This window comes from Leifsonia sp. P73 (assembly GCF_051059105.1).
Taxonomy (GTDB): Bacteria; Actinomycetota; Actinomycetes; order Actinomycetales; family Microbacteriaceae; genus Leifsonia.
The window spans coordinates 1,132,018-1,148,660 of sequence record NZ_CP194931.1; the positions used below are offsets into that span (position 1 = coordinate 1,132,018).

Annotated in this window: 14 protein-coding genes, 1 tRNA gene and 1 pseudogene; 5 read left to right on the top strand and 11 right to left on the bottom strand. The window is 71.3% G+C overall.

Annotation, left to right across the window (positions count from 1 at the left end):
* Nucleotides 1-54: 54 nt before the first annotated feature.
* Genes manD through ACQ86L_RS05780 form a run of 8 tightly spaced genes read right to left on the bottom strand, consistent with a single transcriptional unit; the run spans nucleotide 55 to nucleotide 8,756 of the window.
* The gene (gene manD / locus ACQ86L_RS05745) at nucleotides 55-1,305 is read right to left on the bottom strand and encodes a D-mannonate dehydratase ManD (protein ID WP_434318047.1); all 1,251 of its coding nucleotides are present in this window, start codon (nucleotides 1,303-1,305) and stop codon (nucleotides 55-57) included.
* A complete protein-coding gene (locus tag ACQ86L_RS05750; protein ID WP_434318048.1) occupies nucleotides 1,302-2,633 on the bottom strand; it encodes a mannitol dehydrogenase family protein in 1,332 nt (443 codons plus the stop codon). The genes manD and ACQ86L_RS05750 overlap by 4 nt, the downstream gene beginning before the upstream one ends.
* Nucleotides 2,630-3,493, bottom strand: a complete 864-nt coding sequence (locus tag ACQ86L_RS05755; RefSeq protein ID WP_434318049.1) for a sugar phosphate isomerase/epimerase family protein — start codon at nucleotides 3,491-3,493, stop codon at nucleotides 2,630-2,632. The genes ACQ86L_RS05750 and ACQ86L_RS05755 overlap by 4 nt, the downstream gene beginning before the upstream one ends.
* A complete protein-coding gene (locus tag ACQ86L_RS05760; protein WP_434318050.1) occupies nucleotides 3,490-4,620 on the bottom strand; it encodes a Gfo/Idh/MocA family protein in 1,131 nt (376 codons plus the stop codon). The genes ACQ86L_RS05755 and ACQ86L_RS05760 overlap by 4 nt, the downstream gene beginning before the upstream one ends.
* Nucleotides 4,617-5,468: a sugar phosphate isomerase/epimerase family protein gene (locus tag ACQ86L_RS05765; RefSeq protein WP_434318051.1), complete on the bottom strand. Its 852-nt coding sequence runs from the start codon at nucleotides 5,466-5,468 to the stop codon at nucleotides 4,617-4,619. Before ACQ86L_RS05765 ends, ACQ86L_RS05760 begins: the two co-directional genes overlap by 4 nt.
* A gap of 30 nt (nucleotides 5,469-5,498) precedes the next feature.
* The gene (locus ACQ86L_RS05770; protein WP_434318052.1) at nucleotides 5,499-6,398 is read right to left on the bottom strand and encodes a carbohydrate ABC transporter permease; all 900 of its coding nucleotides are present in this window, start codon (nucleotides 6,396-6,398) and stop codon (nucleotides 5,499-5,501) included.
* Nucleotides 6,395-7,384, bottom strand: coding sequence for a carbohydrate ABC transporter permease (locus ACQ86L_RS05775; protein WP_434318053.1), 990 nt, complete (start codon nucleotides 7,382-7,384; stop codon nucleotides 6,395-6,397). Before ACQ86L_RS05775 ends, ACQ86L_RS05770 begins: the two co-directional genes overlap by 4 nt.
* Nucleotides 7,385-7,394: 10 nt before the next feature.
* Nucleotides 7,395-8,756, bottom strand: coding sequence for an ABC transporter substrate-binding protein (locus ACQ86L_RS05780; RefSeq protein WP_434318054.1), 1,362 nt, complete (start codon nucleotides 8,754-8,756; stop codon nucleotides 7,395-7,397).
* A 147-nt stretch (nucleotides 8,757-8,903) separates the two neighbouring features.
* On the opposite strand from ACQ86L_RS05780, the gene ACQ86L_RS05785 reads away from it, so the two are divergent.
* The 4 genes and pseudogenes from ACQ86L_RS05785 (at nucleotide 8,904) to ACQ86L_RS05800 (ending at nucleotide 13,348) form a co-directional block, all read left to right on the top strand.
* Nucleotides 8,904-9,959, top strand: a complete 1,056-nt coding sequence (locus ACQ86L_RS05785; protein ID WP_434318055.1) for a LacI family DNA-binding transcriptional regulator — start codon at nucleotides 8,904-8,906, stop codon at nucleotides 9,957-9,959.
* Nucleotides 9,956-11,370: pseudogene (gene uxaC / locus ACQ86L_RS05790) on the top strand (glucuronate isomerase). Before ACQ86L_RS05785 ends, uxaC begins: the two are co-directional and overlap by 4 nt.
* Before the next feature lie 78 nt (nucleotides 11,371-11,448).
* Complete coding sequence (gene gndA, locus ACQ86L_RS05795; protein ID WP_434318056.1) at nucleotides 11,449-12,909, top strand: NADP-dependent phosphogluconate dehydrogenase; 1,461 nt, start codon at nucleotides 11,449-11,451, stop codon at nucleotides 12,907-12,909.
* Between the two features lie 91 nt (nucleotides 12,910-13,000).
* A complete protein-coding gene (locus tag ACQ86L_RS05800) occupies nucleotides 13,001-13,348 on the top strand; it encodes a hypothetical protein (protein WP_434318057.1) in 348 nt (115 codons plus the stop codon).
* Between the two features lie 77 nt (nucleotides 13,349-13,425).
* On the opposite strand, the gene ACQ86L_RS05805 is transcribed toward ACQ86L_RS05800, so the two are convergent.
* From ACQ86L_RS05805 to ACQ86L_RS05815, 3 genes are all read right to left on the bottom strand, one after another.
* A complete protein-coding gene (locus ACQ86L_RS05805; protein WP_434318058.1) occupies nucleotides 13,426-14,403 on the bottom strand; it encodes a ribose-phosphate diphosphokinase in 978 nt (325 codons plus the stop codon).
* A complete protein-coding gene (gene glmU / locus ACQ86L_RS05810; RefSeq protein WP_434318059.1) occupies nucleotides 14,404-15,846 on the bottom strand; it encodes a bifunctional UDP-N-acetylglucosamine diphosphorylase/glucosamine-1-phosphate N-acetyltransferase GlmU in 1,443 nt (480 codons plus the stop codon).
* Nucleotides 15,847-15,891: 45 nt separating this feature from the next.
* Nucleotides 15,892-15,963: transfer RNA gene (locus tag ACQ86L_RS05815), tRNA-Gln, on the bottom strand.
* 81 nt (nucleotides 15,964-16,044) lie between these two features.
* Here ACQ86L_RS05815 and ACQ86L_RS05820 point away from each other — a divergent pair.
* The gene (locus ACQ86L_RS05820; RefSeq protein ID WP_370054251.1) at nucleotides 16,045-16,575 is read left to right on the top strand and encodes a MarR family winged helix-turn-helix transcriptional regulator; all 531 of its coding nucleotides are present in this window, start codon (nucleotides 16,045-16,047) and stop codon (nucleotides 16,573-16,575) included.
* Nucleotides 16,576-16,643: the final 68 nt, after the last annotated feature.

A 16,643-nucleotide genomic window follows, 5' to 3' on the forward strand; every position in this document is an offset into this window, starting at 1 on the left:
TGTGTACGCGACACGCCGGTGCGCGGCGTACACGACTCCGGAATTCTTGGGGGGTTACCAGTCGTGCATGGAGCCGTCCAGGAGGCGGTTGACGGGGAGGTAGGCGGGCTCGTAGGGGAAGGAGTCGGCGACGAGGTCGTCGTAGTCGACGCCGATGCCGGGCTGGTCGCCGGGCTTCAGCATGCCGTCCTCGAACGTGTAGGTGGTCCGGAAGACCTCGTGGGTCGCCGGGCTGTGCTTCATGTACTCCTGGATGCCGAAGTTCGGGATCGCGATGCCGAGGTGGATGGCTGCGGCCAGGCCGACAGGGGACACGTCCGTGGGGCCGTGGACGCCGGACTTGATCTGGTAGACGGCGGCGTAGTCGAAGATGCGCCGCAGCCCGGTGATGCCGCCCGCGTGGGTGACTGGCGAGCGCACGTAGTCGATCAGCTGCTCCTCGAACAGCTCCCGGTAGTCCCAGATGGTGTTGAACACCTCGCCGATCGCCAGCGGCGTCGTGGTGTGCTCGCGGACGCGGCGCAGCACAGCCTGGTTCTCCGCCGGGGTGACGTCCTCCAGCCAGAACAGGTCGTAGGGCTCCAGCGACTTGCCGAGCTTCGCTGCCTGGATGGGCGTCAGCCGGTGGTGCGCGTCGTGCAGCAGCGGCAGCTCCGGACCGAACTCGTTCCGGACCGCCTCGAACACGGTCGGCGCGTGCCGGAGGTACGCGCGGGTGTCCCAGGACTCCTCCACCGGCACGGCGCTGCGCCGCGCCGGCTCGTAGTCGTAGCGGGCGTCGGAGCCGGTCCCGGCTCCCGCGGCGGCGTTCTTGCTCGACGCGACGCCGTACACCGACGGCAGCCCGGGGATGCCGGTCTGCACGCGCACGGCGCGGTAGCCCTCCTCCAGGTGCTCGTTGATCGAGTCGAACAGCTCGGGCAGCTCGGCGCCGGAGGCGTGGCCGTAGACGAGCAGACCCTCACGGCTGCGCCCGCCGAGCAACTGGTAGAGCGGGAGGCCGGCGACCTTGGCCTTGATGTCCCAGAGCGCCGTGTCGACCGCGGCGATGGAGGCCATCGTCACCGGTCCCCGCCGCCAGTACGCGCCGCGGTACAGGTACTGCCAGGTGTCCTCGATCGCGTGCGCGTCCCGCCCGATCAGCAGCGGCACGACGTGCTCGCTCAGATAGGCGGCGACCGCGAGCTCGCGCCCGTTCAGGGTCGCGTCGCCGAGACCCGTGTAGCCGTCCTCGGTCGTGATCCGCAGGGTCACGAAGTTGCGGCCGGGGCTGGAGACCAGGACGTCTGCAGCGGTGATTCTCATGCGTGTGCTCCTTGGTGCGTGGCTGGCTCGCTCGCGGCGATGCGCTCTGCGAGCGGTTCGGTCAGGTCGGTGAGGTCGGGGGCGAGCGCGGCCAGCACGGCGGCGGCGCGGTCGCGGGGGCTGCGCGCGTCGCGCAGGGCGGCGACCAGGTCGGCGGCTCCCGGGTCGCGGACGTCCGGTCCGGCGAGGTGGCGGCTCCACGCCGCGAGCACGCCCAGCTGGGCCGCACCGGGCTCGCGTCCGGCGGCGAGCCGGGCGCGCAGCGGGTCGAGGATGCGCGGGCCGAGCTTCTGCGAGCCGTCCGACGCGATCTGCGCCAGGCGGTGCTCGATGCGCGCGTTGCCGAAGCGCGCGCGCAGGGCGGCGAGCGCGTCGTCGACGGTGTCGGCGTCGAAGGGCAGCTCGGTGCGCTGCTCGCTCCAGAGCCGCTCCAGCTCGGCGGAGAGCGCGGGATCGGCGACCGCCTCGGCGACCGTGCTGAGCCCGGCGGCGAGGCCGTGATACGCGAGCAGCGAGTGCCCGGCGTTGAGGAGCCAGAGCTTGCGGCGCTCGTACGGGGCGATGTCGTCCACGAACCGCGCACCGGCGGCCTCCCAGGCCGGGCGGCCCGCAGGGAAGTCGCCCGCGAGCACCCACTCCGCGAACGGCTCGGTGACCACGGGCGCGGCGTCCGCGAGGCCGGTGAGCCGCCGCGCGGCCTCCCGGTCGGCGTCGGTGGTGGCGGGCGTGATGCGGTCGACCATCGAGGAGACGAAGGAGACCTCGGCGCGGATCCAGGCGTCCAGGGCGGAGCCGGGCTCGGCGAGGGCGAGCACCGCGTCCCGGATGACGGCGCCGTTGTCCGGGAGGTTGTCGCAGCTCACGACGGCGATGCCGCCCGCGCCCGCCTCGAACCGCGCCCGCAGGCCGTCGAGAACGCGCGCCGGGGCCGACGAACCCGGGCGGTAGCCGGCCTCCGTCACGGTGAGCGTCAGTACGCCGACCGCGGGATCGGCGAGGACGCGACGCCACGCTGCCGTGTCGGCGCCGTCGTGGACGCTGCTCAGCGCCTCCACGATGGTCGCGGCGTCGCCGTCCGGGCCGCGCTCGATGAGCGTGTAGACCGCGTCCTGGGCGGCGAGCACCCGCGCGGCGTCGGGGCTGCGGCCGGTGAAGGCGGCGATGCCCCAACCCTCTCCCTCCACGGCCTCGTTGGCCCGCTGCGTGTACCAGGCCTGGTGCGCGCGGTGGAACGCGCCCAGCCCGAGGTGCGCCACCCGCACGGGGTGGCGCACCTGACGGGCCGAGGCGATGGATGGGGCCACGTCGGCCGGGTGGGGCTGGGTCATGCCGGCACCGCGCTGCGCGTGCGCGCCTCCACGTCCCGGAGGTAGGCCAGATTGCCACGGGTACGCTCCTCGAGCGGAACCGCGGTGGAGAAGTCCTCGCAGGTCACCCACCCGTCATAGCCGAACTCGTGCAGCGCGCGGAAGTAGGCGTCAACGTCTCCCACGCCCTCGCGCAGCGGCGCCCAGTCGTGCCGCCAGCGCACGGTGCCGTCCGCCTCCGGCTCGCCCCGCAGCCACTGCACGTTCTTGACGTGCACGTGCGCGAGGTACGGGCCGAGGAGCTGGAGGGCGGAGAGCGTGCGCTCCTGGCCCTCGATCAGCAGGTTGCCGAGGTCGTGGATGACGCCGACCGCCTCCGGGTCGAGCCCGTCGAGCAGCCGGAGGGCGGCGGAGGCCGACGGCGTGATGGTCTCGTGGTGCAGCTCCACCAGGGCCTTCACGCCGAGCGACGAGGCGACCGAGGCCGCGCGCTCCATGTCCTGGCGCGCAGCGGCGAACAACTCGCGGTAGTCGCCGAGGTCGGAGCGCGGCATGGTGACGCGCACCTGGCGCGCGCCGAGCTCGGCGGTCGCGGCGAGCATCCGGTCGACGTTCGCGTGGTCGCCGCAGCCCGCGTAGCCGCCGATGCCGGAGAACTCCAGCCCGGCCTCCCGAGTCAGGCGGGCGATCTCGGGAAGAGACTCCTCCAGCCCGGTCAGCGGCCAGGTCGCACGGTTGCCCGCCCAGAAGCCCGGCTCGCCGGCCGGTTGCTGGTCGACCACGCGCCACTCGATGCCGTCCCAGCCTTGCGCCGCGATGGTGCGCGCGGCCTCCTCGGGCGTCCAGTCCGGTGTGGAGGCGGTGAAGACGGAGAACTTCATGCGCGCACCCCCGTCGTGACCTCGACGTCGTCGAGCGAGCCGTCCAGCACGTCGTCCAGCAGCACGGGGCGGCCGAGCGTGGCCGACAGGTACACGGAACGGACGACCGCGAGCGAGAGGAACGCGTCCGCGACGGTGACCCCGGGCGCACGGTGCCCGTGGATCGCGTCCACGATGTCGTCGTACTGGCGGAAGTGCCCGATCACGAACTGGTCGGGGCCGCGGTCGCCGCCGCGCAGGTCGCTCGCCGGCACGAGGTCCGCGGCGCGGTTGCCGTCGGTGTCGGCCGTGCCGAAGTATTCGAGCTGGTCGTCGTCGATGATCGCCGAGCCGCGGTCGCCGTGCACCTGCAGGCGCACCGAGAGGCCGGGGTAGGCGGCGGTCGTCGCGTGCAGCACCGCGAGCGCTCCCGACTCGAAGCGGATCGTCGCCACGGCGATGTCCTCGACCTCCACGCGCTCGTGGGCGAGGAGGGCGGTGCGCGCGTCGATCTCGACCGGCCGGCCGAGGAACCAGACGAGCAGGTCGACGGTGTGGACGCCCTGGTTCATCACCGCTCCCCCGCCGTCGAGCTCCCAGGTGCCGCGCCACTGCCCGGAGTCGTAGTACTCCTGGCTGCGCCACCAGGCGACGGAGGCGAGCCCGCTCGTGAGCCGGCCGAAGGCGCCGGAGTGGGCGGCCTCGGCGACGACCCGGGAGGCGGGGTCGAACCGGTGCTGGCTGATCACCGAGACGACCAGGCCGTCCTGCTCGGCGCGCTGCGACAACGCCAGGATCTCGCGGGCGCGGGGCAGCGAGACGTCGAGCGGTTTCTCGATCACGACGTGCTTACCGGCGGCGAGCGCCTCCTCCGCGAGGACGACGTGCAGGCCGCTCGGCGTGCAGATGACGACCACGTCCACCGGCGCTCCGGCGAGCGCGTCGGTCAGCGAGGCGAACTCGGCGACGCGGCCGGCGCCGTACTCGGAGACGAGCTGGTCGGCGAGCGCCGTCGCGGCCGCCGGGATCGCGTCGACCAGCGCCGACAGCGCCAGCCCGGGATGCCGGAGGATGGCTCGGGCGTGGTTCAGCCCGATGATGCCGCAGCCGACGATGGCCACGTTCAAGGTGGTGGGTTCCGTGCTCATGCGAGGGTGACTCCGATCTGGTCGGTGAGGCGGCGGAGGGCGCGGCCGGCGACGCCGAACGCCGCCGGTCCCGAGAAGCCGCCGAGAGCGTTGACGTCGGTGAGGTGGGGCTCCAGCGAGGCGAAGCCGGTGTAGCCGTCGTCGCGCAGCGCGGTGAGGGTCTCCAGCAGCTGGCCGTCGCCCTCCCCTGCCGGCGTGACTTCGCCCGTTCCCGCCAGCGCGTCCTTCACCTGCAGGTACTCCAGGTGCGGGCGCAGCAGCGCGTAGCCGTCGGTGAACGGGCCGGGCACGCCGACCTGGACGAAGTTGGCGCTGTCCCACGCCAGCTTCAGCGCGGGCGACCCGACCGACTCCACGATGTCGAGGCAGCGCTCGGGGGTGTCGCCGTAGATGTCCTTCTCGTTCTCGTGCAGCAGCACCACGCCGGCGGCCTCGGCCGCGTCGGCGAGCGCCCGCATGCGCGTCAGCACGGCGTCGCGGATGTCCTCCACCGGAACGCCCTCCGCGCGGTAGAAGGAGAACAGCCGGATGTAGCGCGCGTCGAGGCGCGTGGCCGCGGCGATCGCGCGCCCCAGCCGCTCGACCTCGTGCTCGACGGGCAGCGCCACGTCGACCTTGCCGATCGGCGACGCGATCGCCGAGACGCGCATCCCGCGCTCGGCGAGGATGCCCGCGAGCCGGTCGAGCTGCTCGTCATCGAGGTCGACGATGTTGACGCCCCACGCGCTGCGCACCTCGATGTGGTTGGCGCCCAGCGCCTGCAGGACCGCGATCTGCACGGCAGGGTCGGGGTCGATCTCGTCGCCGAAGCCGGATAGCGCCCAGGTGGGTCGGATTGTCTCAGTCACTCTCTCTCACTCACTCTTTCGTCCTCTTCTTCACTTAACCCCGCCCGCGGTCAGCCCGCCGACGAGGTAGCGCTGGAACACCAGGTACAGGGCGACGACCGGCACCGCGCAGATCAGCGACGCCGCCATCATCTGCCCGTAGAGCGGCAGGGCTCCACCCTCCTGCGCCACGGTGAACACCTGGAGCGCGACGGCCGCCGTGCGCGTGTCCGGGTTGGTCATCACCGAGGCGAACAGCACGTCGTTCCAGCCGAGCAGGAACGCGAAGATGCCGGAGACGACCACGCCCGGCCAGCTCAGCGGCAGCACGATCCTGGTCAGGATGCGCCACGACGACGCGCCGTCGATGCGCGCGGCCTCCTCCAGCTCGCGCGGCAGCCCGCGCAGGTAGGTCACCATGACCCAGGTCGAGAACGGCAGTGCGAACGTCAGGTAGGTGACGAACAGCGACCACCGCGTGCCGATGATCGGGATGCCGAGGGCGCTGGACGCCGAGGAGAACAGGACGAACACCGGCAGCAGCATGAGCGTGCCGGGGATCGACTGGAGGCCGAGCAGGCTGCGCAGGAACGTCAGCCGGCCGCGGAACGAGAACCGCACCAGCACGTACGCGGTCGCCACCGCGAGGAACGCGCACACGATCGCGACGCCTCCGGCGACGATCACGCTGTTCATCAGCCCGTTGCCGAGCGCGACCGTCGACCACACCTTGATGTAGTTGTCGGGGTTGAACGAGCTCGGGAAGAACTCGCCGCTCGCGACCCCGATGTCGGAGTTCACCGACGACAGCAGCACGTACACGATCGGCAGCAGGGCGACGCAGAGCAGGAGGGCGATGATGACCGCCTGCAGCGGACGCGGCAGCAGCCGGTAGACGTCTCCCGTGCCGCGGCGGCGCGCTGGCCGGACAGTGGTTGCGGAGGCGGTCATGCCGTCTTCTCCTTCCGGTCGTCGCCGGTGTCGAGGCGGACCGCCTTCAAGTAGATGAACAGCGGGATCGCGATGAGGATCAGCGAGAACACCGCCATCGCCGCGCTCAGCCCGAAGCGGAAGCTCTGGAAGCTGGTCACGTAGGTCAGCACGGGGAGGACGTTCACGTCCGCGGGAGCCGGCACCCCGAAGAGCACGAACGGCAGCGTGAAGCCGTTGATGTTGTGCAGCAGGGAGATGATCAGCGCCAGCGCGATCGGCCCGCGCAGGTGCGGCAGGATCACGTAGCGCAGCTTCGCCCACCAGCCGGCGCCGTCGAGCGCCGCGGCCTCGTGGACCTCGTTCTCGACCGACTGCAGGCCGGCGAGCACCAGCAGGTAGAAGAACGGCCAGGACGACCAGATCTGCACGCCGATCAGCGTCCAGTAGCTGAGCGGTCCGTTGAGCCAGAGCCCGGTGTGGATGCCGAGGTCGCCGAGGACGGTGTCCACGATCCCGTGCGGCTGCAGCATGGTGTGCCAGAACGTGCCGACGACGAAGCCGGGCAGCACGTACGGCACCAGGAACAGCGAGCGCACCAGCGCCCGGCCCCGGAACGCGTTCTGCGTCGCCAGCGCTGCGGCTACGCCGATCGGCAGGGTCACGACGGCCGCGATGACGGCGAAGGAGACGCTGATCCAGATCGACTGCAGCAGCGAGGAGGAGGTGATCGCCTCGATGTAGTTCCCGAGCCCGATGAACGGGGCGGAGACCCAGTCGCGCAGCGTGTACATGTCGAGGTCGAGCGTCGAGATGACGATCGCGAACACGAACGGGACGATGATGACCAGCAGCATGAGGACGCCGCCGGGCAGCAGCATCCAGAGCGGCCGGTTGCGCTGCTGCACGGTGCGGCGGCCCCGGCGGGGCGCCCCGCCCGCCCGCGGAGGGGTGGCCTCCGCGGCCGGACGGGCGGTCGCGGCCGGGGCCGCAGTGTCGGTGGACATGATCGGCCCGCTACTTCTTCGCCTTGTCCAGCGAGCCCTGCGCCGTCGACTGCGCTGTCTTCAGCAACTGCGACAGCTGGGAGCTGCTGACCGACCCGCTCGACAGGTTCGGGATCGACTGCACCACCACGTTGGTCAGCGCGAGCTGGGTGTCGCCCCAGGCGCCGCTGAACGGCGTCGCCACGGACTTGCCGATCGCGTCGACGATCGGCGCGATGATCGGGGTGGACTTCTGCAGGTCGTCGGCGGCCTTCGCGTTCGACGGCAGGTCGCCGAGGAGCTTGAACTCCTTGGTCTGCATGTCGGCGCGGGTCACCATGTTGATGTAGGCGAAGGCCAGGTCCTGGTTCTTCGAGTACGAGGCGACCACGAGGTTGTCACCCGAGACGATGCTCGCCGCCGCCTTGCCGCCGGACGGGTTGGACGTCTTGCCCGGCGTCACGGTCGGCATCAGCGCGTAGGCGTACTTGCCGGCGACGGCGGAGCTGTCCAGAGCCTCCATCGAGCTGGCCGACACCATCGGCAGGTACGCGGCCTTGCCCGCCGCGAACGCGGCGACGGCCTGCGGGTTCTTCCAGCCGACCGCGGCGGGGTCGACAGCCTTCTGCTCGGTGAGCCAGCCGAAGTAGGTCTCGTACGCCTTCTGGGTGATCGGGTCGTCGAGGCGCGCCTTGTTCGTCTTCAGGTCGAGGATCGGGTTGCCGCCCTGCTGGGACATCGCCCAGATGAACTTCCACGGGTCGTAGTTGTCGGCGTAGCCGACCGCGACACCGTACGTGCCGCCGGTGGTGAGCTTCTTGGCCTGGCTCGCGAAGTCGTCCCAGGTGGTGGCCGGCTTGTCGATGCCCGCGGCCTTCAAGAGGTCCTTGTTGTACGCCATCACGAACGGGCGCTGCGCGAGCGGCACCGCGATCTGGTTCTTGGCGTCCGGCCCCGACATCCCGAGCGAGGCGGGGACGAAGCGGTCGCGGCCGCCGACCTTGGCCCAGTCGGCGTCGGTGAGCTTGACGAACGCGCCCGTCGCGTAGGCGGTCGGCGTGAAGGTGGTGCCGAGGGCGTAGACGTCCGGGCCCTGCCCGGAGACGACCGAGGTCTGGATCCTGGTGAGCTCGTCGTTGGAGCTGGCGAAGGTGTCGAAGGCCAGGGTCGCCCCGGTCTCCTTCTTGAACTGGGCCTGGAGCTCCGAGAACCACTCCTTCTGCTGCTGCGGATAGAGCCCGCTCACCCCGGTGTAGACGGTGAGGGTGCGCCCTTTCCCGTCGACGGCCGTGGAGCTGGGGTTCGATCCGCCGCCGGAGGACGAGCATCCGGTGAGGGCGAGGCCGATGGCGGCCAGGCCGGCGACCGCGCCGAGCGCGAAACGTGATCTCATACGTGACTCTCCTTTGAGGACGGTTGATCTGGTGGATCTGTCCCCCGGACGAGGTGCGCACCGCGGGACTGCCGCCGAGCCTAGGCAGTCCGGCAATCGCACTGCAACCGATTGCCAAAAATTGCCATCGTGTGCTGTGATGGGCGCATGAGCCCTCAGCTTCGCGGGTATCCCGACGGCACGGACCGCCCGGCCACCCTCGCGGACGTGGCCGCCGCCAGCGGTGTCGCCACCTCGACCGCCTCCCGTGCGCTCGCCAATCCGGGCCGCGTCAACGCGATCACCCGCGAGCGCATCGAGCGGGCCGCCCGTGACCTCAACTACATCCCGAACTCGCAGGCCAGGGCCCTCACCAGCGGCCGGACCCGGTGCATCGCGGTGCTGGTCTCCGACGTCACGAACCCGTTCTACTTCGGCATCATCCGGGGCACGCAGCAGCAGCTCAAGGCCGCCGGCTACACGCAGCTCCTGGTCGACACGGAGGAGTCCGACGAGCTGGAGGACGGGATGCTGCACAAGCTGCGGCCGTCGTTCGACGGCGCGATCCTCGCGGCCTCCCGCCTGACCGACCGGCGGCTGACGGCGCTCGCGGCCGAGATGCCGGTCGTGGCGATCAATCGGCAGACCCGCGGGGTCGCGAACGTCTTCATCGACACCCCCAACGGCGTCGAGCAGGCGGTCGGGCACCTGGCGTCGCTCGGCCACCGCTCGATCGTCTACGCCTCGGGCCCGGAGACCTCCTGGTCGAACGAGCGCCGCTGGCGCGCGCTCGTGCACGCGGCGGAGCGCTACGACGTGGAGACCCTCCGGGTCGGCCCGTTCGCGCCGCGCCAGTACGCGGGGGCGGCGGCGGCGGACGCGGTGCTGCACGCCGGAGCCACGGCGTGCGTCGCCTTCAACGACCTCCTGGCGATCGGGATGCTGGCCCGCTTCCGCGAGCGCGGCGTCGACGTGCCCGGCGACGTCTCGCTCGTCGGCTGCGACGACATCTTCGGCGCCGACTTCTGCAACCCGCCGCTGACCACCCTGACCGCGCCGATCGAGCAGGCCGGCCGCACCGCGGTCGCCATGCTGCTCGCCCGGCTGGACGAGAGCGCCGCTCCGGTCAGCAGGCAGGCCGCGACGCTCCCCACGCACCTCACGGTCCGGGCCTCCACCGGGCCCGCGCCCGCTTCGCACCGCACGACGAAAGGACGCGGATGACCGCGCTCGCCCCGCACCCCGACCGACTCTTCCCCGCCGACCCCGCCGAGCGGGACCTGGCCAGGCGGCTGCACGCCGCCGTCGCCGACGCGCCGATCTACTCCCCGCACGGCCACGTGCCGGCGGCGATGCTGGCCGACGACGAGCCCTTCCCCGACCCGGCGGCGCTGCTGATCACGCCCGACCACTACGTGACGCGGATGCTGCATGCGGTGGGCGTCCCGCTCGGCGACCTCGGGCTCGCCCGCGACGGCGTACCCTCCCCGCCTCCGGCCGCGCGATCTGGCGCACCCTCTGCGAGCACTGGGACGTCTTCCTCGGCACCCCGGTGCGGTTCTGGTTCGAGTCCGAGTTCAGCGAGGTGTTCGGGCTCACCGAGCAGCCGTCCGCGCAGAACGCCGACGCGCTGTACGACCAGCTGGCCGCCACCCTGGCGTCGCCGGAGTTCCGCCCGCGCGCCCTGTTCGACCGGTTCCGGATCGCGGTGCTCGCGACCACGGACGATCCGGCGGATGATCTTGAGGCGCACGTGCGCCTCGCCGCGGACCCGACCTTCACTGGACGGGTCGTCCCGACCTTCCGCGCCGACCGGTACATGCATCCGGACGAGCCGGGCTGGGCCGGTCGACTCGACCGCCTGGCCACCCGCGCCGACGTCGACACGTCGAGCTACGCGGGGCTGCTGGAGGCGCTCCGCGTCCGCCGGGCCGCGTTCGCCGCCGCGGGCGGCACCGCCACCGACACCGGCGTGATCGACACGGGCAGCGAGCCGCTGGACGAGGCGGAGGCCTCCCGCATCCACCGAGCGGCCCTCGACGGCTCCCTCACCGCAGCGGAGGCGGTCGCGTACCGCCGCAATATGCTCTACCGGCTGGCCGAGATGGCGGCCGACGACGGCTTGGTCATGCAGCTCCACCCCGGCGTGCACCGCAACCACCACCGGCCGACCTTCGACGCGTACGGGCCGGACACCGGGCACGACCTCCCCGCGGTCGGCTCCTTCACCGAGCCGCTCACGCCGATCCTGCGCGACTTCGGCACGAACCCGACCTTCCGGCTGGTGCTGTTCACTGTGGACGAGACCACCTTCTCGCGAGAGATCGCGCCGCTCGCCGGGTTCTACCCGTCGGTGTACGCGGGCGCGCCGTGGTGGTTCCTGGACACCCCGGCGGCGATCCTCCGCTACCGGAGGGCGATCACCGACAGCGCGGGCTTCACCAAGACCAGCGGGTTCATCGACGACACCCGGGCCTTCTGCTCGATCCCCGCGCGGCACGACATGTCACGCCGGGTGGACGCCTCCTTCCTGGCGTCCCTCGTCGTCACGCACCAGCTCGCCGAGGAGGACGCGTTCGCCCTCGCGCACCGGCTGGTGGATGACATCCCGCGGGCGACGTTCCGGCTGGGCTGAGAGGCTCGTCACACAACGGATCACAGCGTGGCCGGACGGCTACGCTGGACGCAAACCATCTCAACGAAGGAGTCCTCCGTGCCCGAGAACCACGCACCGGCCAACATCGGAGTCGTCGGTCTGGCTGTGATGGGGTCGAACCTGGCCCGCAACCTCGCGTCGCGCGAGGGCAACACCGTCGCCGTCTTCAACCGGACCTACGCCCGCACCGAGGAGTTGGTGGACGCCCACCCCGAGGCCGGGTTCGTCTCCTCCGAGCAGATCGACGACTTCGTCGCGTCGCTCAGCAAGCCGCGCACCGCGATCATCATGGTCCAGGCCGGCCGCGGCACGGACGCCGTCATCGACCAGCTCGTGGAGCGGTTCGAGCCGGGCGACATCATCGTCGACGGCGGCAACGCGAACTTCCACGACACCATCGAGCGCGAGAAGCGCATCGCGCCGACCGGCATCCACTTCGTCGGCGCCGGCATCTCCGGCGGCGAGGAGGGCGCCCTCAACGGCCCCTCGATCATGCCGGGCGGCTCGGCCGAGTCGTACGAGACCCTGGGCCCGATCCTCGCGTCCATCGCCGCGGTCGCCGAGGGCGAGCCGTGCGTGACCCACGTCGGCACCGACGGCGCCGGGCACTTCGTGAAGATGATCCACAACGGCATCGAGTACGCGGACATGCAGCTCATCGCCGAGGCCTACGACCTGCTCCGCACGGTCGGCGGCCTGGAGCCCGCGCAGATCGCTGACGTGTTCTCCGAGTGGAACAAGGGCTACCTGGAGTCGTACCTGATCGAGATCACCGCCGAGGTGCTCCGCCAGGTGGACGCCGAGACCGGCCGCCCGTTCGTGGACATCGTCCTCGACCAGGCCGGCTCGAAGGGCACCGGCGTCTGGACCGTGCAGAACGCGCTCGACCTGGGCGTCCCGGTCGGCGGCATCGCCGAGGCCGTGTTCGCCCGCGCCGTGTCCTCCAAGCCCGCGCAGCGCGCCGCCGTGCAGGCGACCATCCAGTCGCGCCCCGAGGTGCAGAAGGCTGCCGACGTGGCCGCGTTCGCCGACGACGTGTCGAAGGCGCTCTACGCCTCCAAGGTCGTCGCGTACGCGCAGGGCTTCGACGCGATCATCGCCGGCGCCGAGAAGTACGGCTGGAACATCAACAAGGACAAGATCGCCAAGATCTGGCGCGGCGGCTGCATCATCCGCGCCCAGTTCCTCAACCGCATCGCGGACGCGTACGACGAGAACCCCGACATCGCCACCCTGCTGGAGGCGCCGTACTTCGCCGATGCCGTCCGCGAGGGCGAGGCCGCCTGGCGCCGCATCGTCGCCACCGCCGCGCTCTCCGGTGTCCCGGTGCCCGGCTTCGGCTCGGCGCTGTCGTACTACGACTCGCTCGCCTCCACCCACCTCCCGGCCGCGCTCGTGCAGGGCCAGCGCGACTTCTTCGGCGCGCACACCTACAAGCGCGTCGACAAGGTGGGCACCTTCCACACGCTGTGGTCGGGCGACCGCACCGAGATCGAGACCGAGGGCTCCTCGCACTAGGTCCCGGCGTCACTGAGGAAAGTGCTCCGAATCATCACGATTCGGGGCACTTTCTGTACTGCGGGGCGTCGGGCGAGGCAGACTCGTAGGCGTGACGTTCGAGGAGTATCCGGAGCTGGCGGAGTACGACCCGTCGGACCGTCCGCTGCGCGGGCGGAGGCGGACCATCGCGACGCGCGTGTTCGTGGTCGTGGCGCTCACGGCGCTGCTGCTCCCCGGCATCATGCTGACGATCAGCATCCAGACCGACACCGCGAACTACACGTGCGACGTCTACGCCCGGCACTACCAGCCGGACGCGGTGAGCTCGTCGGCCCGCTTCGAGCTGTTCGCGCCCGCCGGCCCGGGCTGGCAGTGCTACGCGCTGAACACCGAGGGCGACCCGACCTTCGTCGCCCCTCTCGGCCTCATCCCCTCCGCCCCACACGCTCTCCCCTGAACGCCGAAGGGCACGTAAACGCCCCTAAAACCCGCGCGTGTTTCAGGGGCGTTTACGTGCCCTTCGAGGGTGGGAACTCAGGCGGCGCCGTCGAACATGGAGGTCACCGAGCCGTCGGTGAAGACCTCGCGGATCGCGTTCGCCAGCAGCGGCGCGATCGGCAGCACAGTGAGGCCCTCCCAGCGCTTGTGCTGCGGCAGCGGCAGCGTGTCGGTGACCACGACCGAGTCGATGGCCTCCGACTGCAGCAGCTCGACGGCCGGGTCGCTGAACACGGCGTGGGTCGCCGCGACCACGACGCCGATCGCGCCGGCGGCCTTCAACGCCTCCGCGGCCTTCACGATCGTGCGGCCGGTGTCGATCAGGTCGTCGACCAGGAGGCAGACGCGGCCGCTCACCTCGCCGACGATCTCGTGCACCGAGACCTGGTTCGGCACCAGCGGGTCGCGGCGCTTGTGGATGATCGCCAGCGGCACTCCGAGCTTGTCGCTCCAGATGTCGGCGACGCGCACCCGGCCCATGTCGGGCGAGACGACCGTCAGCGTCGACGGGTCGAGCTCGCGCTGCATGTGCTCCAGGAGCACGGGCATGGCGAACAGGTGGTCGACCGGGCCGTCGAAGAAGCCCTGGATCTGGGCGGCGTGCAGGTCGATCGACATGATCCGATCGGCTCCGGCGGCCTTGAACAGATCCGCGACCAGGCGGGCCGAGATCGGCTCGCGGCCGCGGCCCTTCTTGTCCTGGCGGGCGTACGGGTAGAAGGGCGCGACGACGGTGATGCGCTTGGCGGAGGCGCGCTTCAGCGCGTCCACCATGATGAGCTGCTCCATGAGCCACTCGTTGATCGGGGAAGTGTGCGACTGGATCACGAAGGCGTCCGACCCGCGCACGCTCTCGTCGAAGCGCGCGTAGATCTCGCCGTTCGCGAAGGTGCGGGAGTCGGTGGGCACCAGCTCACTGCCGAGGTGCTCGGCGATCTGCTCAGCGAGCTCGGGATGCGCACGCCCCGAGATCAGAACGAGTCGTTTCTGGCCGCTGGCAGTGATCCCTGACACTTACTCTCCGCTCTCTTGCGCTGCCCCGCTCTGTTCAGCGGCGCGCGCGGCTTCGGTGCCCGGCCGCTTCTCCGCGACCCAGCCTTCGATGTTGCGCTGTGGCGCGACAGTGATGGCGAGCGCCCCAGCTGGAACGTCCTTCCGGACGACCGTTCCCGCACCGGTGTACGCTCCGTCACCCATCCTAACGGGCGCGACGAGCACCGTGTTCGTGCTGATCCGCACATGCGAGCCGATGGTCGTGCGGTGCTTGTTCACCCCGTCGTAGTTGGCGGTGATGACGCCCGCGCCGAGGTTGCCCTTCTCCCCCACCTCGGCGTCGCCGACGTAGTTGAAGTGGGCCAGCTTGGTACCGGCGCCGATGACCGCGTTCTTGGTCTCGGAGAACGTGCCGATCTTGCCGTTCGCGCCGAGGATCGTGCCGGGGCGGAGGTACGAGAACGGCCCGACCGTCGCGCCGTCGCCGATCACCGCGAGGGTGGCGTCGGTGCGCTTGACGGTGGCGCCGGCGCCGACCTCGGTGTCGACCAGCGTGGTGTCCGGACCGATCTCGGCGCCGGTGCGCACGACGGTCGCGCCGCGGAGCTGGGTGCCGGGGAGGATGGTGACGTCGGGCTCCAGGACGACCTTCACGTCGATCCAGGTGGTCGCCGGGTCCTGCACGGTGACGCCGGCGAGCTGCCAGGTGCGCACGACGAGCGCGTTGAGCCGGGCGGCCGCCTCGCTGAGCTGGGCGCGGTCGTTGATGCCCTCCACCAGCCACGACTCGGAGACCGGGAGCGCGTCGACGTCGAAGCCGGCCTCCCGCAGCAGCCCGATGACGTCGGTGATGTACTTCTCGCCCTGGGCGTTGTCGGTGGTCACGTTGGCGAGCATGTCGCGCAGCGCCGCTGCGCCGAAGACGTAGATGCCGGCGTTGATCTCGCCGATGGCGCGCTCGGCCTCGGTGGCGTCCTTGTGCTCCACGATCCGGTCGAGGTGGCCCTCCGGCGTGCGCACGATGCGGCCGTAGCCGGTGGCGTCGGCCGGGAACGACGACAGGATGGTCGCCGCCGCCCCGCCCGCGCGGTGCGCCGCGACCAGGCCGCGCAGCGTCTCGGCGTCGAGCAGCGGCACGTCGCCGTTGACCACGAGCACGTCGCCCGCGAAGCCCTCCGGCAGCGCGGCGACGGCCTGCTCGACCGCCCGGCCGGTGCCCGGCACCTCGTCCTGGTCGACGATGACCGCCTCGGGCAGGTCTGCCTCGATCACCTCGGCGAGCCGGTCGCGCTCGTGGCGCACGACGGCGACCACGGTGGCGGCGTCGAGCTCTCGGGCGGTCGCCAGCACGTGCCCGACGATCGGCAGGCCGCCGAGCGGGTGCAACAGCTTGGGAGTGGCGGACTTCATCCGCGTGCCCTGGCCGGCGGCGAGGACGACGATGGCGAGATTCTGATCGGTCATGATTCTCCCGGCGGGTTAGAGACAGAGGTCGGGTCGGAGACGTCGCTCCGCCTCCAGGACTCGAACCTGGACCTAACAGCTCCAAAGGCTGTCGTGCTGCCATTACACCAAGGCGGACCGCGCAACGCGCACACACAGTCTGCCAGACCCGGCGGATGCTGCCGCCGAGCGGAGGGCCTCGCCCAATAGCATGGAGGGATGGCGGAGGCACAGGACCCGGGGGCGCGCACGGGCGCACGCGACGAGGTCGACCGCATCGTCGGCGCCTGGCTGCGCGAGCGCCCCGACCTCGACTTCGCGCCGCTGCAGGTGCTCTCCCGCGTCGACCGGCTCTCCCGGCACCTCGACCGCGCCCGCCGCGGCGCGTTCGACCGCTCCGACCTCGACTCGTGGGAGTTCGACGTGCTCTCCGCGCTGCGCCGCGCCGGCTCGCCGTTCCAGCTCAGCCCCAAGTCGCTCCTCCAGCAGACCCTGGTGTCGTCCGGCACGATGACCAACCGCATCGACCGCCTCGTCGCCCGCGGACTGGTCGAGCGCCGCACCGACCCCAACGACGGCCGCGGCATCCTCGTGCAGATGACGACGCAGGGCCTGGCCCGCGTGGACGCCGCGATCACGCGACTGGTGGACGCCGAGGCCGACCTCCTGGAGGCGCTCTCCCCGGTCGAGCAGGAGCGGCTGGCCGGCCTGCTGCGCAAGCTCAGCCTCGGCTTCGACGCCGGAGCGTGACCGCCCGCGCTCATGGCGCAGGCTTCGCATCCTCTCAGGTGTCTGTTATCCCGCTCTCATAAACTCGT

Excerpts from the sequence above, each read along its gene's own strand:
- manD (WP_434318047.1), bottom strand. The coding sequence starts at position 1,305 with ATGAGAATCACCGCTGCAGACGTCCTGGTCTCCAGCCCCGGCCGCAAC.
- ACQ86L_RS05750 (WP_434318048.1), bottom strand. The coding sequence starts at position 2,633 with ATGACCCAGCCCCACCCGGCCGACGTGGCCCCATCCATCGCCTCGGCC.
- ACQ86L_RS05755 (WP_434318049.1), bottom strand. The coding sequence starts at position 3,493 with ATGAAGTTCTCCGTCTTCACCGCCTCCACACCGGACTGGACGCCCGAG.
- ACQ86L_RS05760 (WP_434318050.1), bottom strand. The coding sequence starts at position 4,620 with ATGAGCACGGAACCCACCACCTTGAACGTGGCCATCGTCGGCTGCGGC.
- ACQ86L_RS05770 (WP_434318052.1), bottom strand. The coding sequence starts at position 6,398 with ATGACCGCCTCCGCAACCACTGTCCGGCCAGCGCGCCGCCGCGGCACG.
- ACQ86L_RS05775 (WP_434318053.1), bottom strand. The coding sequence starts at position 7,384 with ATGTCCACCGACACTGCGGCCCCGGCCGCGACCGCCCGTCCGGCCGCG.
- ACQ86L_RS05780 (WP_434318054.1), bottom strand. The coding sequence starts at position 8,756 with ATGAGATCACGTTTCGCGCTCGGCGCGGTCGCCGGCCTGGCCGCCATC.
- ACQ86L_RS05785 (WP_434318055.1), top strand. The coding sequence starts at position 8,904 with ATGAGCCCTCAGCTTCGCGGGTATCCCGACGGCACGGACCGCCCGGCC.
- glmU (WP_434318059.1), bottom strand. The coding sequence starts at position 15,846 with ATGACCGATCAGAATCTCGCCATCGTCGTCCTCGCCGCCGGCCAGGGC.
- ACQ86L_RS05820 (WP_370054251.1), top strand. The coding sequence starts at position 16,045 with ATGGCGGAGGCACAGGACCCGGGGGCGCGCACGGGCGCACGCGACGAG.